The sequence below is a fragment of the Pseudoalteromonas sp. TAE79 genome, assembly GCF_000498015.1.
In the GTDB taxonomy this organism is placed as follows: Bacteria; Pseudomonadota; Gammaproteobacteria; order Enterobacterales; family Alteromonadaceae; genus Pseudoalteromonas.
In genome coordinates, this window is the sequence record NZ_AUTL01000126.1 from 1 (window position 1) to 20,087 (window position 20,087).

Annotated in this window: 17 protein-coding genes; 9 read left to right on the forward strand and 8 right to left on the reverse strand. The window is 37.8% G+C overall.

Going from position 1 to position 20,087, the window contains the following annotated elements:
- The first annotated feature begins 1,299 nt into the window (after nucleotides 1-1,299).
- A complete protein-coding gene (locus tag L655_RS0108320; protein WP_125825546.1) occupies nucleotides 1,300-4,578 on the forward strand; it encodes a hypothetical protein in 3,279 nt (1,092 codons plus the stop codon).
- Nucleotides 4,579-4,743: 165 nt separating this feature from the next.
- Here the strand turns inward: L655_RS0108320 and L655_RS0108325 are convergent, their stop codons facing one another.
- The 4 genes from L655_RS0108325 to L655_RS0108345 all read right to left on the reverse strand — a co-directional run bounded on the left by L655_RS0108325 (nucleotide 4,744) and on the right by L655_RS0108345 (nucleotide 7,793).
- Nucleotides 4,744-5,892: a hypothetical protein gene (locus L655_RS0108325; protein WP_024604738.1), complete on the reverse strand. Its 1,149-nt coding sequence runs from the start codon at nucleotides 5,890-5,892 to the stop codon at nucleotides 4,744-4,746.
- A 303-nt stretch (nucleotides 5,893-6,195) separates the two neighbouring features.
- Nucleotides 6,196-6,504, reverse strand: coding sequence for a hypothetical protein (locus L655_RS0108330; protein WP_024604739.1), 309 nt, complete (start codon nucleotides 6,502-6,504; stop codon nucleotides 6,196-6,198).
- Nucleotides 6,505-6,892: 388 nt separating this feature from the next.
- Nucleotides 6,893-7,138, reverse strand: a complete 246-nt coding sequence (locus L655_RS0108340) for a DUF4235 domain-containing protein (protein ID WP_024604740.1) — start codon at nucleotides 7,136-7,138, stop codon at nucleotides 6,893-6,895.
- Nucleotides 7,139-7,418: 280 nt separating this feature from the next.
- Nucleotides 7,419-7,793, reverse strand: a complete 375-nt coding sequence (locus L655_RS0108345) for a hypothetical protein (RefSeq protein WP_024604741.1) — start codon at nucleotides 7,791-7,793, stop codon at nucleotides 7,419-7,421.
- Between the two features lie 462 nt (nucleotides 7,794-8,255).
- Between L655_RS0108345 and L655_RS0108350 the strand changes: the two genes are divergently transcribed.
- From L655_RS0108350 to L655_RS0108375, 6 genes are all read left to right on the forward strand, one after another.
- Complete coding sequence (locus L655_RS0108350; protein ID WP_024604742.1) at nucleotides 8,256-8,750, forward strand: general stress protein; 495 nt, start codon at nucleotides 8,256-8,258, stop codon at nucleotides 8,748-8,750.
- A gap of 380 nt (nucleotides 8,751-9,130) precedes the next feature.
- Nucleotides 9,131-9,700, forward strand: a complete 570-nt coding sequence (gene sodC / locus L655_RS0108355) for a superoxide dismutase family protein (protein ID WP_024604743.1) — start codon at nucleotides 9,131-9,133, stop codon at nucleotides 9,698-9,700.
- Nucleotides 9,701-9,716: 16 nt separating this feature from the next.
- Nucleotides 9,717-9,950 carry a ChaB family protein gene (locus tag L655_RS0108360; protein ID WP_024604744.1) on the forward strand — a complete coding sequence of 78 codons (234 nt, stop codon included), beginning with the start codon at nucleotides 9,717-9,719 and terminating at the stop codon, nucleotides 9,948-9,950.
- Between the two features lie 212 nt (nucleotides 9,951-10,162).
- The gene (locus L655_RS0108365) at nucleotides 10,163-10,777 is read left to right on the forward strand and encodes an ACP phosphodiesterase (protein ID WP_024604745.1); all 615 of its coding nucleotides are present in this window, start codon (nucleotides 10,163-10,165) and stop codon (nucleotides 10,775-10,777) included.
- Between the two features lie 85 nt (nucleotides 10,778-10,862).
- Entirely contained in the window at nucleotides 10,863-11,798 is a 936-nt protein-coding gene (locus L655_RS0108370; protein ID WP_024604746.1) for a hypothetical protein, read from the forward strand.
- A gap of 37 nt (nucleotides 11,799-11,835) precedes the next feature.
- Nucleotides 11,836-12,177: a YajD family HNH nuclease gene (locus tag L655_RS0108375; protein WP_024604747.1), complete on the forward strand. Its 342-nt coding sequence runs from the start codon at nucleotides 11,836-11,838 to the stop codon at nucleotides 12,175-12,177.
- Between the two features lie 3 nt (nucleotides 12,178-12,180).
- On the opposite strand, the gene L655_RS0108380 is transcribed toward L655_RS0108375, so the two are convergent.
- Nucleotides 12,181-14,358: a response regulator gene (locus tag L655_RS0108380; protein ID WP_024604748.1), complete on the reverse strand. Its 2,178-nt coding sequence runs from the start codon at nucleotides 14,356-14,358 to the stop codon at nucleotides 12,181-12,183.
- 484 nt (nucleotides 14,359-14,842) lie between these two features.
- On the opposite strand from L655_RS0108380, the gene L655_RS0108385 reads away from it, so the two are divergent.
- The gene (locus tag L655_RS0108385; RefSeq protein ID WP_024604749.1) at nucleotides 14,843-15,520 is read left to right on the forward strand and encodes a glutathione S-transferase family protein; all 678 of its coding nucleotides are present in this window, start codon (nucleotides 14,843-14,845) and stop codon (nucleotides 15,518-15,520) included.
- A 52-nt stretch (nucleotides 15,521-15,572) separates the two neighbouring features.
- Here the strand turns inward: L655_RS0108385 and L655_RS0108390 are convergent, their stop codons facing one another.
- Nucleotides 15,573-17,312 carry a SulP family inorganic anion transporter gene (locus L655_RS0108390; RefSeq protein ID WP_024604750.1) on the reverse strand — a complete coding sequence of 580 codons (1,740 nt, stop codon included), beginning with the start codon at nucleotides 17,310-17,312 and terminating at the stop codon, nucleotides 15,573-15,575.
- 591 nt (nucleotides 17,313-17,903) lie between these two features.
- Between L655_RS0108390 and L655_RS0108395 the strand changes: the two genes are divergently transcribed.
- Entirely contained in the window at nucleotides 17,904-18,455 is a 552-nt protein-coding gene (locus L655_RS0108395; RefSeq protein ID WP_024604751.1) for a DUF4879 domain-containing protein, read from the forward strand.
- A gap of 40 nt (nucleotides 18,456-18,495) precedes the next feature.
- On the opposite strand, the gene L655_RS0108400 is transcribed toward L655_RS0108395, so the two are convergent.
- Together L655_RS0108400 and L655_RS0108405 are read right to left on the reverse strand one after the other, a co-directional pair.
- Nucleotides 18,496-18,933 (reverse strand): hypothetical protein, encoded by a 438-nt coding sequence (locus tag L655_RS0108400; RefSeq protein ID WP_024604752.1) that lies wholly within the window; start codon nucleotides 18,931-18,933, stop codon nucleotides 18,496-18,498.
- A 365-nt stretch (nucleotides 18,934-19,298) separates the two neighbouring features.
- A partial coding sequence (locus L655_RS0108405; RefSeq protein WP_024604753.1) for an IS66 family transposase occupies nucleotides 19,299-20,087 on the reverse strand: 789 nt, incomplete at its 5' end.

A 20,087-nucleotide genomic window follows, 5' to 3' on the forward strand; every position in this document is an offset into this window, starting at 1 on the left:
AGTTATGGGTACAGGCCGAAACGAAGCTGTCATGACGCTATCAGTAAAGCGAGTGTATTTATCCGTAAATACCATCGCGACTGGGTCGTAGACATGGATTTGTCGAAGTGTTTTGACCTGCTTGATCATGCTTTGATAATTAGCAGGCGTACAGCTTGCTGACGCGCGGGCGGGAGCCCGAATCAGTATTTGAATAGGTGTTTGAGGTTATCATCACCGATAACGCGAATACGTTTCGTACCTTTTAAAGATTAGGAACCTTATTCAAGGTTTTGTCGCGCTGGCGAAAGCAGCCAAAGAGGGGCTGCNCTGCCGCTGGTCCCTCTCTGGACACTCTCAGCGCACCCGAGCATCACGCTTAACCCTTCAAACCACAATTGATGTGAACGTAAACGGCGAAGATAGGCCATCCATGGCCTAGTTTCGCCTTATCGCGCATCCATGCGCGACATTACTCATCAATTGCTTATTTTCAGGGCGTGATGACGGGGGAGGGTGTTAAACGTGAGATTGGTGTTTGGTCTTGGCAAGAAACAAGACCTGTCCCTCTGTATTTCCTCTAGGTTGGGTAGAGTGAAACGAAACCCAACAAATCACAAATATACTTACTCGCTCAAAAGCCAAGAGTATATGTTATTAGTTGTAGGCGTTTAGCTTGCTGTCGCGCGGGCGGCAGCCCGAATAAGTATTTGAATAGGTGTTTGAGGTTATCATCACGGATAACGCGAATACGTTTCGTACTTTTAAATATTAGAAACCTTATTCAAGGTTTTGTCGCGCTGGCTTGGTGAGCCAAAGCGGGGCTATAGATTTTCAAACTTAACTCTGCTGTAAGTAATTCATCCTTGAAGCTGGGTTACTGTCGGCATCCATGCCTTCACTTCCTCATACTGCGAAGCTACGCTTCGGTTATTCGTCACCTCTCAGCGCATCCGAGCATCACGCTATTTCCTTAAAATAATTAATTGATGTGAACGTAAACGCCATGAAAGCACATCCATGTGCAAGCATGGCTTTCATTTCATCCATGAAATACATTACTCATCAATTGCTTATTTTCAGGGCGTGATGACGGGGATGGGTGTTAAACGGGAGATTGGTGTTTGGTTTTGGAAAGAAACAAGATCTGACCCTCGCATTTCTCGCATTTTTGTGGTTTTAATTATTGTCTTACGTAGTCTGCTAAATATTAACTTGTTGTTTAAATATACTTATTTTAAAAATAGTGAGAATATTGATGAGAGCAATTCTATTAATTTTTAATTAACGGGATACGATTGATAATACGGAGTAGTAATAGTGATAAATCAAATAAGGAAGTTATTCAATTCACTACAATATCATATTGATAAAAATATCAACGACACGCTTTACCAAAATAAAGAATTTCTTCACAGCAAGTGGAGCTTTTTTGAATACAACATCTTGCGTTGGTCACAACGACACAACTATTACATCTTACTTACCGTTGTATTGGCATGTTTATCAGTAGTTAATTTAATATGTTGGAAAGATGAATTAACTCCGTTGGTAGTAAAGTTCTTCCCAAACTGGACAAAACTTAACGAATGGCAAGGTGGTTTTCTAGGCGGACAGTTAACTATTGTTGGTGTAGTTTACCCCCTAGTCATTGGTTTAATTGGTGTATTGTTTCAAAACAAATCAGCTAAAAAAACACTGTTCCCAATCTACCAAATGTACTCAGGATTTATGTTTGCTGGCTTGAGCGGACTTTTCTTATCAATTTTTATTATTGCAGGCTATTTCTTTAGTGCAGCAATGGATGCCTCTACCTATCTCGCTATTTGCGTCACAACTGCACTATGGTTGATATTTAATGTTCTGTTAACTAGCTGGTTTTTTGCTTCTACCTTCTTGATGTTGGATGAAAGCAAAAGAGATAGGTTAGTTGTTCGTTTCACTATACATGAATTGTGTGAAACAGATATTAGAAACCGAATGCACGACCTTTTATTGCAAAATTCAGTACAAAATCGTGTATTGATAAACCCAGAGAAAGAGGTTTTAAAAGTAAGTACTTATAAATTTTCGGATGATAAATTCAAGGAGATAAATAAAAATTCAGAAGAAGAAATTTACGCTTCTAATGTTTACTTCTCTATCATAAATATCGTTATCCGCTACTACATTATCAAATTCAAAATACTTCTTTCGATAAACAGCAAAGTATGGGGGAAGTGGTTAGTTTCAAAAGAAAGTTTTGGTTGGATGTACATAGATCCTGACGTAAAGCGAGAGTTTGTAGTTCAATCTATGTGGACAAGAAAGAGTAAGCCGGGACTTATAATTGTCCGATACTCCGGGTTTGAAATTGGTTGGTTATCAAAACTACTATTAAAAACAAGCTTTAGAACCAGAAAAAGAAGCCAAGAACATGATAGTAGCTTGACTTCCATGATGCTTGGCTTTGTTGGTTCAGCTAATGATGCTATTCGAGAAAAAAATGTAGGTGAGTTTAAAAATGCTGTTGAGAACATTGTTAATTGGCATGTTGAGATAGCTTCTGCTCTAAGCTTTTTAAGCGATAATGGTGAAGAAGACAATTGGTTATTGTTACCAACAGCCAGCTTTTTTAGTAGGAGTTATCTTGATGAGATTATGACTGAATATTACCATCTTGCAAAAGCATCTGTTGAGCTAATCCCCGAAAATATAGAGTTTTATGACGAAATAATCTATTTGCATAAACGAATTTTTCTAAAGCGACATCGACTGGTTGAACAAGAAGGGTTTTCGTTAATCCAAGGAAATTACTTTACTTGGTCATTATTAATGGAGTGGCGTTCATATAGTTCAATGTCATCAGATCTACGCATCGCCAATAAGTATGAAGATGTACTATTTGATTTTGTTGGTTCATGGGAATCTTGGTTGGATTATATTGAGCCTCGAACTACCCGACTAAATGACATGCAAAAGTCGTTGCCACTATTTATCAATCATCTAGAATTTACAGCGCATACTGTAATATCGGCACTAAGATTCAATAATATTGAAGCTGCTGGTTGGGGGGTAGATATGCTAAATAATTGGTATGAAAAGCTGTCTATTCGAGATCATGGTCAAGGATTAGAGGAGTATAGATGGCACTCTGAACTTGTCACTCATGACATGTTGCTTAAAGATTCTGAAGAGAAAATTTGGATAACGGCATTGAATGACAGCGAATTTCTTCTTCAGCCTGCTTTTAATATTGCTATGAATAATGCCTCTTTTGATCTTCGAGTAATAACAGCTTGCTACGTTTTATTAAAGCCGGATTTAAATGGGAATGAACAAATAAAGCAGTATATTAAAGCGCTACTTTCATGCACACCAATTCATCCAACCGGGGCGATTGGTGGCAGAGTAAAGTCGGTGTCTAATGCTAGTAATATCATTGGCGCTTATATTCGGCACAGAGATTACAGTAATTATGGTGAAGGGGCTTATGGAGCATGGCTTTCAAAAGTTTTAGATTCTTTCGGAAGAGTTAATGAACAGCGGAGAGTTTCTGGGCGTATGTATTCAGGCTGGGGGAGAAATGATCCACATAGTATGAATAGAGCTTATGTAGAAATTGCAGTATCACTTTCTAATAATCAATGGCGGCTAGAACAGAAATGGTACGATATTATTTTTTCTGACGCTTTCCGCCACCAAGATCAAGAGTCACTTGTTCGCGATTTACAAGAGTGGATTAGGCTTTCTGAAGATATTGAAGGGCCAGTTTTAACTACCGAAGAAAATTTACGTGCTAATGTAAATAACTTTAAAAACTCTATTCAGCAAGTGATTGATAGAGTTAATCAACGACAAAATGCGCTTGTTGCTCAGGCTGAAATTGACGAAGAATTATTGACTAGATTCGGATTGACCTGTTCTCAGGCTATCTTTGGAGATGAGAAAGATTCAGAGTTCCCAATAAACTTGTTTAAATCTGCAAGTTTTAACGGCAATACTGATGAAAGCAATTTATTTAAAATTAACATCCAAAAATATCTAAAAGAGAAAGTAGCTAAAAATATTGAAACGAACAGAGCAATTAATGAAGAGGATTGGTTGAGGCAATCCACTAAAGATAATGTTCAAGTCAACATTTTGCGAAAGGTTTTATGGTACAAAAATACGGATGAAAAAGTATACTCAAGTGCTGAAAATAATATCCTTGATTTGACTGAATTAGCCAAAGATATAAATAATCCTGTTTTGTTTTCAGGAAATATGGATTTAAACCGTTTTCTCCGTGAAGCTCGATATAGACATGAGCTTGCCGATAAGTTTGATATTTCCTTTATTGATGGTTTTGGCAATAATTACATTTGTCATTTTGGCAATGTAATAGTGTTTAGCCTTCGCTTTTCTGATGTGAATTTCAGTTTACTTACTACTAAAGATTTATTCGAATCAATAGAGTTTGGCAAAGTAGCTGATAAGCAGTTTGTTGAAGTTAAATACGAAGCAAGTGAAGATGATGATAATGTAGGAGTGTTATCTTTAAATTACTGGATGAATATAAAACTTGTAGATGGTTTGCCTTGCATAAAAACAGAAATAAAAAACAAGGATGAAGAATAAATATTTTGGCTGTAAATTTTACAGCTTGTAACAATTCAGTAGGGTCAGGTCTTTCTTTTTGCCTTTTGTGATTAAGGAAAAGTGCAAAACCTGCCCCTAGTAACCCCATTTAATAAAGGGCAATATTATTGCCCTTTATTATGCGCTTAAATTGGTTTTTATAAACTATAGCGCGACTAAGCTTTGCGCTAGCATTGCCTTTATTTGGTTTACTATTTTAGCTTCTGTTTCAGGTTCGAATTGTTGTATACGTGGGGTGTGAATGTGCCCTGTAGGTATACTTGAATTAAGCGCATCGCGCAGGCGAATACTTCGGTACGATATTTCGTTAGACAAGTAACCACCACCGCCGCCATTTACCGCAATACTATTTTTAAGCTCACCGTACGAACCAGCTTTATAGGTTTTTTCGAGCGTGGTGACTTCATGATTGTCGATAACTTTATAAGGGCCTTTGGCTTGTTGCATGTAAGTTACAGGCAAGCTAAATTTTACAAACTCGTTGCCTGGGAGTGGTCGGCCATTGAGTTTTGGTATTACTGGGCTTGTTTGCGTTCCACCATACACAATATTGGCATTATCTGGGGCGGTTACACTGCGGCGTTTACCCGGGAAGTGCTCTAAATCAAATTCTGTTCTGCCCATACTTACGGTTACTACCATGTCTACATTATTAAGTGCGTAGTAGGGGGCAAGTAGCGATTCTATTATACCTTGATCAAAGTCTTCGTAGCGTACAGGCACCATAACGGTGTTAATTTCTGCGCTTATGCCGTTGTAATTAATAACTTGGCCGTCGAGTAATAACGCCGCAACACCTGAGGGGTTACTTTGGTTTATGTTTTTATCGAGTAAAAAAGGGTCAAAGCCTGTTAGTAATATTTTTTTAGTACTGCCTGATGAAAAAGCAAGATCGGTACGTCCTCTGCTGCCGTCCTCAAGCATTGTTAGTAAAGTATTTAGTTGAGCCTGCGTAATTGAAAATTTAGGTGAAGTTGTGCGTATTACTTTACTTGAAAGCAGGCGAGCCCAGTAGAGCTCTCGGTCGTCGTAGTTACTGGTTTTTATTATGCGTTGCTTGGCGTTTTCCCACAGTTCAAAGCTAAAGTTTTGTACTAATGCTTTTGCACTTTTAAAGTCGTTTAATTCTTTAAATTGTTGCTCAAAACTTGATACTTGTGAGGTAAATGCATTTAAAACATTTGGCATTGCCGATTGGGCTTTGTTGATACGCTGTTCTTCAACAGTTAAAGGATTACTTAAAGCAGCGAATGAAGAGGCAATTAAGCTGGTCGCTAATAATACTTTGATCATAATATTCCTAATATAAGGCTATTTTTTATGTGTAATTTACTATCCTATTATTACTAACTTAGGGCAACCGATTAACGTTGAATCGACTGAAATTTGCTTTTGCCGTGCATTAGTATTGTTTAACGGCCAATTAGTATCATCGGCTAATAAAAATCCCTGAGTCAAAAATTGATCTTTATAGGTTCTACTTTAAGTTCTAATAAAAGTAAAAAGCCGTTACAGCAATGCAACGGCTTTTCATTATGGTTTTATGCGCTTCGACGATACGAGCGAAAGGCTTTATAACCCTTTTAAAACCCCGCTTTAATCATCAGGCCCTTTTAAGGTAAACACTAAATGTTTACGCATATCTTTTAAAATAACGCCTTTTTTAAGCATTGCGCCGCTTAAACGCTTTTGCCATTTTAATATATCAGGCTCTGCGGCTGCTAAGGCTTGCTCGTTTTCAAACTGAAAACAAAGCAATAAAGAACTTGGAAATAAGTGATATTCCACATCAAACCAGCATTGCAACATACCAGGGAGCTCAGCGCGGCCTTGTTCTTCTAATTTTTCGGCAGTATTAAGTACAAGTGCTTGCTGTTTTACTTGCACTGCAGAGAGTTTTTTCATTATTAAAATCCAAGTTAGCGGCTAAAAAATGCAGCCGGAATGCGGGCATTATACGCAAGCTTGTGGGCAGGCAACAACTTTGAAAGGGGGTTAATGCTTAATAGAGTGTATCTGTTTAAAATATGGAGTACATGTTGGAAGGCGCCTTTGGCTTTTCCAACCTACGTAGGTCTTATAAGCAGCGCAGCCGTACCATCCGACATTTTAAATTTCATCGCAGGGCCCCATTTTGATATTAATTTTAACGTGTTTTAACTCTATGGTTAAATAACCTTGTTTAAGGTTTTTTTAAGTTGCTTACGACAACACAGGAGTAGCTGTCGCAAGCCGCCTTTTAAGCCTCTCCGTATTACGTTTAATACTTATAAGAGGTATCAATAGGGACGGTTTATTTAGATCGGCGCTTGTCTAGCATATAGCGTACGGCCATTCTTGCAGCACCCGCACCAATACCTGAGACTACTGCCCATGTAACGGCCTCTTTAAGATCTGTTTCTTCGCTTGGTCTATCTTTTGGTGCTGGTTCGTTGGTAACCTTTTCCCACGATTTTTGTAAAGTTTTCCTTGTTAACATACCTGCGGATGCAGCGGCCAGACCTATACCTATTGTCGTAATTAGCTGTTTATTACTCATATTATCCTCGATTATTTAGTTGTAACTTGAGTTATTAATAGGTAACTCTTTAAGTAAGAACAGTATTAACAGCAATTTATATACCGATAGGCTTAAAATAGGTATTACGAGAAACACAAAGCATTTATATCTACCCGCAATAATACCAATCAATTTGAAGCATTAGCCTGATGCTAACTTAGTTGAGGAGTGGTGGTTATAGAGCAACCAATACCGTGGCATTAGTTAGAATATTAAGCTAAAGATTACTCTACTGTTGTTAGGGTATTTCTTAAGTTAGTCACTCAGTACCTAGTAAGGCGTCAATATAGGCGAGCTCTTCGCTAAAAATGCCATTCAAAAAAGCGTTTTGCTCAATTATTACAGCGTCATTAGGTTGGGCTTTGTATTCTTGTTGGCATCTTGTAAGCTCGCTGGCTAGCCATTGGCAGGCGTTGCTAGCTGTGTTTATTGCCGTTTTTAAAAATGATGACCATTTTATTTTTTGTAAATTAAAGCGATAAAGCATAACTGCAATAGCCCCATAAGCTTGTTGCTCAAGCGAAGGTACATCTTCACTATTTACTGAAAGGCGACTTAAAAGCTTGGTATTAATTAGCGATTGTTGAAGTGCAGCTTGCTGTGATTGACTTAAAAAGTTGTTTTCGTAATCCATGGCCGGCCTATATCTGCTAATAGCAGGGCAATATAAAAAGGAGATTTAGCACAGTATTTTACGATTTATGCGCACCGAAAAATTAGCCGTAGTGATAACAAAATTAGGCTGACTCTTTACTGAATTAATAAAACACAATTGTAACTGGGTAGGGGGTTAAGAGGGTAAGCGTCTTTTTTAACCTTTAAAGCGTATGAAAAAATAATGCTCTTTTGGTGTTTTTAATTTTATTGTTAAGCACGGTAATAACCATAAACAAGAGAGTAATAAAAACCTCCCTTTATTTCGTAAGGCGTTTTTTTGTAGATAGGAGTTTTTTACAAAATTTGGCAATTTTTACTCTAACAATGAAAGGGTTAGTTATGGGTTTTGTTTTATCTTATTGATTTTAAATAATAAATTTATTGGTTTGGGTTTTGCTTAGTAGTAAGTGTATTTTCTTAAATAAATAAAGGAGTTATTATGAGTACCGTTATTACTGGGTTATTCGAAAGTGCATCACAAGCAACACTCGCAATTTATAGATTAGAAGCTTTAGGTATTAATGAAGCTAACATAAGCATTGTAGCCAATGACTCATACGCAAAGGAAGATTTTGCTGTAGACGAAGGTACAAAAGCGGCTGAAGGTGGCCTTGTAGGCGCGGCTTCAGGTGGTATTCTTGCTGCAATTATTGGCGGTTTTACTGCAGTAGGTACTGTAGCAACCGGTGGTACGGGCTTATTAGTTGCCGGACCATTAGTCGCAGCATTTGCTGCTGGTGGCGCAGGCGCCGCAGTAGGTGGTACTTTAGGTGCTGCAATTGGTGCATTTATTCCTGAGCACGAAATTAAGTATTATGAAGATGCCATTGAAAAGGGCTCTATATTAATTGGTGTTAAGTACGATAGTGACAATAAAAACGCTATTGAAGAAATACTTAACAATGCAGGCGCAAGTAACGTTTCTACGGCTTAACGCTAACTAATTAATTTCATAATTAATTATAAAGGTGAAACTTAGTTTCACCTTTTTTTTTCGTTTTTTTAACTTGGCTTTTTGAGCTGGATCGTTGGTAATCTCCTTTTATGAGTTTTGTAAAGTTGCCATTTTGTTTGTAAATATGCCTTGGTTTTTGCTCAATCTTTGGCTGAAAGTCAGTTTTGTTAGTTAATTAGCTACTTATTTAAGTTTAATAAAAACTATAAATTTACTTTTTAATCAATAAATTAAAAATAAATTATTCATAAATTAATGCTTTCGCGTAGGGCTGGTATATACATTGAAACTACTTGTTTAATAGTCGCTTAATTTAGCGTTATTGTTTTATTAATTTGATACTAAACGAGGAGATGATGATGAGTTGTTTACAGTTTGATTCAAACGCTAAAAGATCTTTAACCCGCGCTTTAAAACCCACTTTTGCAATACTCCTTACCGGTGTGTTACTACAAAATAGCGCACTGGCTAATGTAAAAGTTCAAATGCACCAAGTTACTAAATCAGGCCAAGGGCAATCACTAGGTACTATTACACTAACAGAAAATGATAACGGTGTTGTTTTTTCACCAAGTTTAAAAGGTTTAACACCGGGGCTGCATGGTTTTCATGTTCACCAATTTGCAAGTTGTGAACCCAAGAAAAAAGGCGAGAAAGTTGTGCCGGGGGGTGCCGCTGGTGGGCATTTCGATCCAAAAGCTAGTGAGCATCATGATGCTCCTTGGGGGGATGGCCATTTAGGCGATTTACCGGCGTTGTATGTAAATGAAAGTGGCCAAGCTAAATCGCCTGTTTCAGCACCAAGGCTCACGCTTGAAAAACTTAAACAACACGCAGTAATGATTCACGAAGGAAGTGATAACTATGCAGATAAACCAAAGCCATTGGGTGGCGGTGGCAAACGTGTTGCTTGTGGTGTAATTGAGTAAATATAAGGAGAAAGTTATGCCATATAAAAATCGTGATGAATTACCTGAGTCGGTAAAAAGTAACTTACCTAAACATGCTCAAGAGATATATCAAGAGGCGTTTAATAGTGCGTGGGATACCTATGAAGACCCAAGCGATAGAAAAAACGATGATGACCGCGAAACAACAGCGCATAAAGTAGCTTGGTCGGCGGTTAAAAATAGTTATAGCAAAAATGAGAATGGAAATTGGGTAAAGTCGAGTAACTAAACTAACAACAAAGCTTAAGCATTAAAAAGCCGCCATAGCTGATATAGCGGCTTTTATATAGACGTTTTATAGTTGCGCTGTTTATACAATACTTTGCAGTCTGTTTGAGTAAAAACTGGTAAGCAAAACCATAAGTACTGCTTTAAACACGAATGTGAGTTTGGTTTAAATTTGCGTTATTATTTAATTGTATTAGCCAATCAGAGAACACTTTGAATTATTTAGCTCATCTTTATTTAGCGCAGCCCACAGCCGATTCTCACTTTGGGAACCTGTTGGGTGACTTTGGTGGAAAAAGACATGTAAAGCACTTACCAAACACAGTTAAAAATGGCCTCGATAACCATTATTTAGTTGATAAATTTACCGACTCTCACCGCGCAGTTAAACACGCTAAACAATACTTTTCACCCGAGCGTAAACGCTTTGCTGGTGTGGCTATTGATGTGGTGTTTGATCACTTTTTAATTGTGCATTGGCAACGGTTTAGCAAGCAGCCTTTAAGTGACTTTAAGTACACCAGCTATCAGCTTTTAAATAACCGTATACCTGCTATGCCAGCGCGAATGCAGCATGTTGTAACAAGCATGACTAAAAACGATTGGTTTAAAGAATACGAAACCATAGATGGAATAGGGCTAGCACTTGATAATATTGCCAAGCGTATTCGCTTTACGAACACTTTTGCGGGCGCGGCTGATGATATAACGCGTAACTACAATGAATTAGAAGCCGTGTTTTTAGCGTTCTTCCCGGAGCTAATTAAGCATGTGAATGAGTTTGACCTTGAAAGCACCTCAAAAAATGCCATAAAGCGCATTATTTAAAGTTTTCATCAATTGTTAATCTTTTGTGATAAGTTAAGGTGAAAAAAACGCTACTCTAATACAAATTAATTTTTGAGTGTTTTTAATGAATCGTAATTACTTGGTTATTGTGGGCTTTGCTGTTTTAGCGGCATTTCAATCCAGTGCTGTATTGGCTTTCGACTTCGACTTAAAATCGGTACGAACCACTATTTCAAATCCAAGCACTAGCCACGCGCTAATATACGATGACTTGGCGGGGAGTAATCAAAAAACACTGTTTTCGTTAGAGCCCATAAATAACCAGCGTGTGGGTGTGTTTTTTGATATTAACGACATTGAAATTGGCTACTCAGCCGATATTTTTGAAGATGATATTGAAACAAAAACACAAGATATACTGCTCTCGTATAGAAAATTTAAAAATTCTAAAATCACATTTAACTATCAAACGCTTGAAGGGCTGCAAAGCACGGCTAGCAATTTAAGCGGCAATCAAACAGATCAAATTTTCTCGCAAAATACACGTTCAACCAAGTTTGAGCTATCTGGCCAACACAACTTTTATACCTTCAATAATAAAGAGTCTTTGTTTGAGCATTTTTTTCTTAATAGGCCAAAGCTAAGTAACAAATTTGATATGTCGTTAAGTATTGTTGGCGCGTGGTCTTTCAAGCATGTATCTCTTGAGAATAAAGATAATATTGTGTTTCAGGCTGATTTTTTAAATTCACCTGTGCCACAGGTCACTAAATTAATTTCTAATTCGTATGGGGCGAGTATTGGCTCGCTTTTATCATTTTCGTTACCGCATAATGTTCACGTATTTGCTGAGTACAAAGTAGGTAAAGGGCATATTCAAAACACAAACCCTGGGCTGGGGTTAAAAGATTCGGGCGCCGAAAAAGTTGAGGCATACGGCGGTGGAATTTCTTGGACTTCCGACAATAAAAAACTTATGGTCGTACTACGTGCGTGGGAGCAAACAGGCCGGCATATAGATACTTCTTTTGGTGATTTGTCAGTAATTAAGTTTTTTTAGTATTGATCACCAAAATAGTAAATTTACCAGGAATACTATGAGTAAGAATAACGCAGTACCTCAGGCTTATGTGAAGCAAGAGGAAGGTTACCGAATTAAAGCCTTAAGATTGTACCCTTGGGTATGCGGGCGTTGTGCTCGTGAGTTTGAGTACTCTAATTTACGAGAGTTAACAGTGCATCATATAGATCATAACCACAGTAATAATCCAGAGGATGGCAGTAACTGGGAGTTATTGTGTATTTATTGCCACGACAATGAGCACAATAAATACCACGAACATATTATGTATGGCGGGTCGACTACAGAGCGAAAAGTTGAGGCTGCAACGCATTCTCCATTTGCCGATTTAAAAGCGATGCTTAATAAATCAAAGTAGCTACTATGATTTCAACTGTTTGGATAAAAACAAGGTTGTTACATCAGCTACTTTAATAAGTGACAGTTTATCTGCATGGCTCCATGAAATTTTTGAGCCAACACTTTCACAACAAATAACACCTAGCGGTTTGTTATCAATAAAGTAGATGTAATCAAGCAAGGAGTAAATGTTTGATGGTTCAAAATAAACCTTGGTTAAGTTTTTAGTGATTTCGTGGTTTCTCGCATCTGATGCGTCTAATACTTTATGCTCTAAAATATAGTCAAAGTATGCAGGAAAGTCTTCAGCTTTTAAAACTGCATTACTTACTATCTCATTTTTTTCATCAAGGCAAATTAAGCTATTAATGGCAGTATAGTCGTGATTAAACAACCATAGACTGACTCTGTCGGCATTTGAAATTAACTTTTTTAGCTCATTGCATATCTGTTTTAGCTTACGTTCACTCGTAATGTTTGGGTTACTAACTTTAACTGCTAAATTTTTGAGATTTGAGTTTTTTGGATTATAAACATTGAGCAAGCTATTTAAATGATCTTTATTAAATGGCTTCGTTAAATAGCCATCCATACCAATGTCTAAATAGTGTTCAATATCTGGTTTCATGGTGTTGGCTGTCATGGCAATAATTGGCGTTGTTTTACCTGTTTGTTGCTCTCTAATTATCTTAGTGGCTTGCACTCCATCCATCACTGGCATTTGAATGTCCATAAAAATTAAATCAACATGGTTGGCAAAAAAGTAATCAACGCATTCTTTGCCATTTTCGGTAAATATTACTTTCGCATTATGAGCTTGTAGCATTTTACTTACGACAACTTGATTTACTTTATTGTCTTCGGCAACCAAAATAGTGCACCCTTGTAAATCGGTTATTTCTTTATTTGGTTTTAATAATTCATCGAGTTCTGATGTTTCAAAGCTTTGTTGGTAAGTAAATACAGAACCTTTATCTTCTTTACTCGTGAAGTTGATTTTGCCATTCATTAAATCACTTAGCTTGGTGCAAATGGAGAGGCCAAGGCCCGTGCCCCCGTACTTTCTAGATGTAGATGAATCGGCCTGATGAAACTCTTGAAATAAATTTTGCTGTGCAGCTTTACTAATACCAATACCCGTATCGATTATTTCAAATACAATATTTTGCGTGTTTAAGAGATTCTCCTTTACAGTGACTTTAAACTCTACCTGACCTTGTTGTGTAAATTTAATCGCATTTGAGCATAAGTTATTTAAAATTTGAGAAACTCTGACAGGGTCGCCTTTTAGGGTTGTAGCGATATTTTTATCTATAGATGGAATAAATTTTATGCCTTTATCTGTGGCTTGTTTCATTAGTGGATTAATTACATTGTTAATGACTTCGCTCAAGTTAAAGTTAATATTCTCAATATTTAATTTACCCGCTTCAATTTTTGAAAAGTCTAAAATGTCATTTACAATATTTGAGAGTATATTCGCGGAGCTTAAAATACTTTTTAGGGCGTTATCTTTTTCTATATTTGAAGTTTCTGCTAGTCCAAACTCAGCTAAATTTAAAATGCCGTGCAGCGGGGTTCTTAGCTCGTGCGACATATTTGCTAAAAATCGGCCTTTTAGAGTGTTAGCTGTGTCAGCTTCTTTTTTTAGTTCTTCAAGATTTTTATTATGTATTTGTTGCTGTTTTAATGCAGTGGCCAGCTTTCTGTTGTTTAACCTGAGCTCAAGTTGCGCGATAACTTCTTTGCCAAGTATTTTCAGTGCGTTAATTTGTGTTTGAGTTAGCTTTTTAGGCTGGTCGCTGATAACACATAATGTACCAATTGTGCTGCCACTAGGTGTAACTAGCGGTGTGCCCGCATAAAACCGAATGTTTGGATCGCTGGTTACAAGAGGGTTATCATAAAAACGTTCATCAAGTAGAGCGTTTTGTATTTCAAATACTTGGTCTTGCAGTATTGTATGAGAGCAAAATGCGATATCTCTTTCGGTGGAGTCTACATCGATACCATACTTTGATTTAAACCACTGCCTTTGTGGATCAACTAAGCTTATAAGTGATATGGGGGCTTCACAAATATCAGAAGCAAGTTGAGTTAAATCATCAAATACTTTTTCGGCTTCAGTATCTAATATTTCATACTCGTAAAGGGCCTTTAATCTAGATTCTTCGTCAGCTGGTATTTGTGCTTTTATCATAGTATTGCTCAATATTTATATAGATTCACTATAAGAGTAATTTAGTGATAATGACAACTTTAACATGTAGAACCGGCTAAAAAAAAGACATTGCATTTTGCTACTCTATTATTATTTTTTGAAGTTTTTATAAAACCAGCGAAAGAAAAAAGGATCTTTCCATACTGAACACTCTCAGTAATTAACATCGGAATTAATAGGGATTAAACCAGCCTATAGCTTTACATCATCTGTAAATTTTGAAACTCAGCAGCTCTGCTGGTGGGCAAATTCTGCAACCTTGTGAATCATAAATTTCTAAAAGCATGTGATGGCTCGAAAAGGCTGATATTTTCCTTGGCATAAGTGCTATTCACTAATGAAGTATCACGAAATACTCACAATTAAATCACGTTTTAACTGTGTATTTTACTTAGTTAAAACTTAATTTGAACACCCGCTCAAGTTGTGCTTTAATCGTTGCTCAATTATTGAGGAACTTTACATGATTAAATTTTATTTTCACCATACTCCTAACCCAATGAAGGTTGCACTCTTTTTAGAAGAAACAGGCTTACCGTTTGAACTTGTTCCTCTTGATACTTTAAAAGGTGAGCAACATACACCTGAATTTAAAGCAATTAATCCAAACGCTAAAGCGCCAGCAATTGTTGATGGTGAAACACGTGTGTTCGATTCGAATGCTATTTTAATGTACCTTTCTGAAAAGTATGGGAAGCTTGAAGACAAGGGCGAGGACCGCGCTGAAATGCTGTCGTGGTTAATGTTTATCGCATCGGGTTTAGGTCCGTATTCAGGGCAAAGTGTTCACTTTAGACACATGGCGCCAGAAGGGCTTGATTACGCGGTTAATCGCTATTTACGTGAAGCGCAGCGCCATTACGAAGTACTTGATACTCACCTTGAAGGTCGTGACTTTATAGTGGGTGATACGTATACCATTGCTGATGTATCTGCATGGGGCTGGATTGATAAAGCACCGGTTGTATTAGGTGAAGAGGGTTTAGCACCGTACCCAAATCTTAAGCGTTGGTTTGAAAGCATTGATAGCCGCCCAGCGGTTGCACGTGCACGCGCAATTGGTACTGATATAGCCTTTAAAAAAGAGTTTGATGAAGATGCTAAAAAAGCGTTTTTTCCTTCAAACTATCCAAAAGTATAAAAAGTAATTAATACTAAACAGCAGATCAGTTAGCTGATCTGCTTATTGTATTTTATTGCTGTGTGAGCGGTTCTTTATTTTCGTCTGACTCAAACAAGCTAACCTCTTGCGTGTGCTGGCTTACGCTATTTCTTTTTAGGGCGATGTATAAATCTGAGTGAATATATATACCTTCTTTTCCTGACTTCATTCCTGCAATTTCAAACCATGAAAGGAGTTGGCGTTTTCTACCTGCAAGTTCAAGCCTTATATTGCGCTTTTTAAATATAACGTCGAGCTCGGCAAGCATGGCCATTACACTTAAATCTAAATGAGTAAAGCAGGGCACAGCGTCAATTATTACACATTGTGTATCGTCTTTTTGCCTTGCATATTGCTCAAGTAATCTGCGTTTAAAGTAGCTGGCATTAAAGTAAGTTAAAGGTGAATTAAAGCGATAGATAAACACGCCTTGCACTGCTTTTGCTTTATCTGTGGCGTCTAAACTTCTTACTACACCGTTAACATCTACGCCGAGTATATTGTCGGTTGGACGCATAACAGTGCGAATAAATTGAAATAACCCTAGTAATACAGCAAGTGTGATCCCTGGTATAACGCCAATAAATAACACAGCAAGTAAGGTGGCTGAGGCGAGATAAAATGCCTGTTTGTCTTTTCGTTTTAATTGCCAAACAGCTTTTAAATCGAGTAAATGGACAGAGGCAATAATAAGTACAATACCTAGCGCTGCGCTTGGAATAAATTCAAGTGGGGCTGTTAAAAATACAGCTATGACAGCAATAATGGCCGCTGCAATTATTGATACTAACTGCGTTTTACCACCTGTTGCATCGTTAACAGCGGTGCGTGAGTCGGCGCCACTGACTGCAAAACCTTGCGAAAGAGCTGACGCTATATTGGCAATACCCAACGCTCTAAATTCTTTATCGGCGTCTATGTCGTAGCCATTTTTAGCAGCAAAGCTGCGGGCAGTTAGCATCATACTAACAAAGCTCACGATGGCTAAGTTAAGTGCGGGTACCACCAGCTCACGAATAATCCCTAAATCAAAAACAGGGGTATTAAAAACGGGAAGCCCGCCAGTTACGGTGCCAATGGTTTTTATATCAAATTGTTTTAAATCAAAAATCCATACCAAAAGTGCACCAAAAGCAATAGCAAACATAGATGCAGGCCACGTGGGCTTTATCCGTTTCATGGCAAAATAGACCGCCAGTGTAAACAAAGCCATTAATAAGGTGGGAACGTGTGTTTGCGCTAGGTATGTGGGCACACCACCGAGGCGTTCAAGTAAGTAGCGCTCATCAAAAGTAAAACCAAATACTTTAGAAAATTGACCCACAATAATAGTGATAGCTACGCCGTTTAGTAAGCCCATTAAAATAGGTTTAGATAAAAAGTCAGCTAATACACCTAACTTAAATTTACTGGCTATAAAGCACCAAAAGCCGGTCATGGCGGTCATGGTGACAACAAGTTGCCAATGCTTAAAGCTGTCACCTGCAGCAAGAGGTGTTACTACAGCGGCAATAACGGCGCAGGTTGCGGCATCAGGGCCGACTATTAATTGTTTTGAAGTGCCGAAAAGTGCATATAGCATCATTGGCAGTATGCAAGAGTATAACCCTACGGCGGCGTTAACACCGGTTAGTTGTGCGTAAGCAATGGCAACAGGTAAAGCCACTGCAGCTACTGATAGCGCTGCTCTTACATCATCAGCAAACCATTGTCGCTCGTAGTGCAGCAATGTATCTAAACCCGGCATAAAATTATATAAACGCGACAGCACTTCAGTATCCTTGCTAATAGTTACAACGTTTTGATAGTAAATTTAATATTCAAATAAGTATAGCTAGGTGGGAGTGTTTTTTACGTAATACCCACTGTATTGAATTAGTTATTTACTATAGCGATGGAAGGTTATTTAACTCGGTAGGCGACCACCTTTAACTCGGTAGGCGACCACCTTTCAAATTTATTATTTATAATTTACAATTGCTTAACTAACATCCTAAGTCTTTTAAGTTATACATAAAGTCTTTAAAGGTAAAAGTAGAAGGAAAGTTTTCTATTAATTTAACTTCCCTAATTGCTGTAACCCAATTGATTATAAGTTTAATGAGTTAAGGTAGGGGAGTATTGCAGGATAGGGGCTTGCACCGTAACTGTGATACACCCTAATAGGAAACAATAAACTTTAGCGACTAAAATAAAGTTTCACCGGTGAAACTCAGTTGTTGGATGAAGGTCTTGTGTTCGATTTTCTGCTATCAGTTAACAAATATAAAAATTAATTGTTTATTATTGCATTTTCATTTTTTGACAATACTAAAGGCGTAAACTATAAATGCCTTTCAATTGATATTAAAAGGGAAATTAAATGACTTTAAAAACAACACTTCTTTCAACCATTCTTTTATCTACGTCTACCTTCTCAGGTTTCGCTTCAGCCGCTGACGTTGAAGCCGGTGTAGTTAAGCGTGTAGTGAAAATAGGTAATTCTTCATCATTAGCTTTGAATGCACCAGAAAGTAATAATATAAGAAAGGCATCATCAGTAGCACGAGCCGCCGCAAGTGGTGTTACTTATTTTGAAATTGGGATTGTATATTCAACAAATTATGGTCAAGAAATCATTCAAGAAACTCAAACTTCTACCGGAGATCATGGCGGGGCTACGTTAAATGTATATCTATGGCAATATGGTTACGGAAATCCAACCAACGCTACAATGAATGGTATTTCTAAAGCCGCAGGATATACTCAATATCGATGCGGCAGTGATTTGCATGTTTGTGCCTCTGGTGAAACCATAACAGGTTGGTTATATGGCTATGATTTTAGTGGCCAAGAATCAGGGCAATTTAATGTTGGTACGAACTCAACAGTATCCCCGTTTGGTTATTGGAGTGATTCAATTTATATAAATTAAAAGTTTAGCTAAATGGGAAGGGGTATCTTTTTCTTCCTCTTTAGCTAGATAAACTTTGTATTGTTTCTAAAATATTAAGCGCTCTTACTCTTAGTTGCGAGTCTCTTCCTGCCATTCCAAGTGACTGATCAAACTCCACTGATTTTTTTGCTAATGCTACGGTGTCATATTTTTCATTAGGGTCAAAGTTCATTTTAGGCGGTGCTCTAAGAGCCAAGCCTTCTTCAGGTGTTACTAACCCATTTAATTCCAAAGTGGAAGACATCTTAGATAATTCATTATAAGACATATTTTTAGGGTCATAGTGTTTGGCTATTTCTTGCAATTTACTCTCAGCATTAAGCCCTGCTTCACTAATTGTAATTTTGTCTGCCGTATTTTCATTTTTGACCGGAGTATTCGAGCTAGTTGTAGTATGAGGTGCATTACTTTGCGTTTGATAAATATGGCTTGCTTGGCTGTTACTGTTAATTAGCATGTTAATTCCTCCAGTGAATATGCTTTTTATGGGGTTATAGATAATAGAGCAAAAAACGAGCCAATAAAAAGGGGTAGTAATGCTGGCTTTAGTCTGGTTTTTACCATTGAGTGGGAATAATATTGCCGCTCTTTGAATCGTGGCGGCAAGGAAGGGGGGCTAACTTTTCTCTGATATTTAAAATAAAGCTTTCAAGTAGGCAATGTTAAAATGAAATATTGGGATTGAGATTGATACAAAAATAAGGGATATAAAAATTAATATCCATTTCAATTTTTTGAGTTCTTTTAGGTGATTGGCATTCTTAAGCGATTCATTTAGCCGCTGAATATTTAGTTCAACTGTGAGCGTCTAGCGAACTACACCTATGTTTTAAAATTCCAGGGTAACAAGCTGTCGATATCGGGCTCAGGCTGGCACAGTTCATCAAGGCAAGCACAGATGTAATTAAATGGGATTAGACCATTTATCTTGGCGGTTTCCACAATGCTGTAAAGGGTGGCACTAGCATGGGCACCGTTAGCCGTTTGGCTAAATAACCAATTCTTTCGGCCTATCACAAACGGTTTTACCGCGCGTTCTGCTCTATTATTATCGATGCTAAGTCGGCCATCATCAACATAGCGTATGAGCTTGTGCCATTGATTTGCCAGGTAATTAGCTGCCTCTATCAGTTTGCTGTTCCCCACTAAATTTGGCTGATCCTGCTCAAGCCATATTTTTAGCTTGCTAAGAATAGGCAGGCTAACCTCTTGTCTTGCCGTATATTTGTCATCCACACTTTTATCTTTGATGCGTGACTCAACGCCGTACAGTTTTTGGATAAGGCTCAATACCACATCCGCTTTGCCGGTTTTGTTTTTACCTTGTAGCTTTTTCGCGTCGATAAATTTACGACGAGCATGCGCCCAGCAGCCAATTAAGGTTGCCTCTGTTCTGGCATAGGCTTGATAGCCATCCACGTGCAAGTACCCTTGATATCCATCAAGATAATTGACCACGCAGGCGGCCGCGCGACTATTGTGGAAGTCGTAAAGTACGATATTAGGGATGGGATTATTCGGGTCTGGTGAATCTCGACCCGAGCAATACACCCACATGTAACTGTTTACTTTGTCCGATTTCACCACCTTTAATGGCGTTTCATCGGCAAA

What these genes read in the sequence shown, in the direction of transcription:
- L655_RS0108350 (WP_024604742.1), top strand. Translation starts at nt 8,256, where the DNA reads ATGAGTACCGTTATTACTGGGTTATTCGAAAGTGCATCACAAGCAACA.
- L655_RS0108330 (WP_024604739.1), bottom strand. Translation starts at nt 6,504, where the DNA reads ATGAAAAAACTCTCTGCAGTGCAAGTAAAACAGCAAGCACTTGTACTT.
- sodC (WP_024604743.1), top strand. Translation starts at nt 9,131, where the DNA reads ATGAGTTGTTTACAGTTTGATTCAAACGCTAAAAGATCTTTAACCCGC.
- L655_RS0108400 (WP_024604752.1), bottom strand. Translation starts at nt 18,933, where the DNA reads ATGCTAATTAACAGTAACAGCCAAGCAAGCCATATTTATCAAACGCAA.
- L655_RS0108395 (WP_024604751.1), top strand. Translation starts at nt 17,904, where the DNA reads ATGACTTTAAAAACAACACTTCTTTCAACCATTCTTTTATCTACGTCT.
- L655_RS0108380 (WP_024604748.1), bottom strand. Translation starts at nt 14,358, where the DNA reads ATGATAAAAGCACAAATACCAGCTGACGAAGAATCTAGATTAAAGGCC.
- L655_RS0108340 (WP_024604740.1), bottom strand. Translation starts at nt 7,138, where the DNA reads ATGAGTAATAAACAGCTAATTACGACAATAGGTATAGGTCTGGCCGCT.
- L655_RS0108385 (WP_024604749.1), top strand. Translation starts at nt 14,843, where the DNA reads ATGATTAAATTTTATTTTCACCATACTCCTAACCCAATGAAGGTTGCA.
- L655_RS0108360 (WP_024604744.1), top strand. Translation starts at nt 9,717, where the DNA reads ATGCCATATAAAAATCGTGATGAATTACCTGAGTCGGTAAAAAGTAAC.
- L655_RS0108370 (WP_024604746.1), top strand. Translation starts at nt 10,863, where the DNA reads ATGAATCGTAATTACTTGGTTATTGTGGGCTTTGCTGTTTTAGCGGCA.
- L655_RS0108325 (WP_024604738.1), bottom strand. Translation starts at nt 5,892, where the DNA reads ATGATCAAAGTATTATTAGCGACCAGCTTAATTGCCTCTTCATTCGCT.
- L655_RS0108375 (WP_024604747.1), top strand. Translation starts at nt 11,836, where the DNA reads ATGAGTAAGAATAACGCAGTACCTCAGGCTTATGTGAAGCAAGAGGAA.
- L655_RS0108345 (WP_024604741.1), bottom strand. Translation starts at nt 7,793, where the DNA reads ATGGATTACGAAAACAACTTTTTAAGTCAATCACAGCAAGCTGCACTT.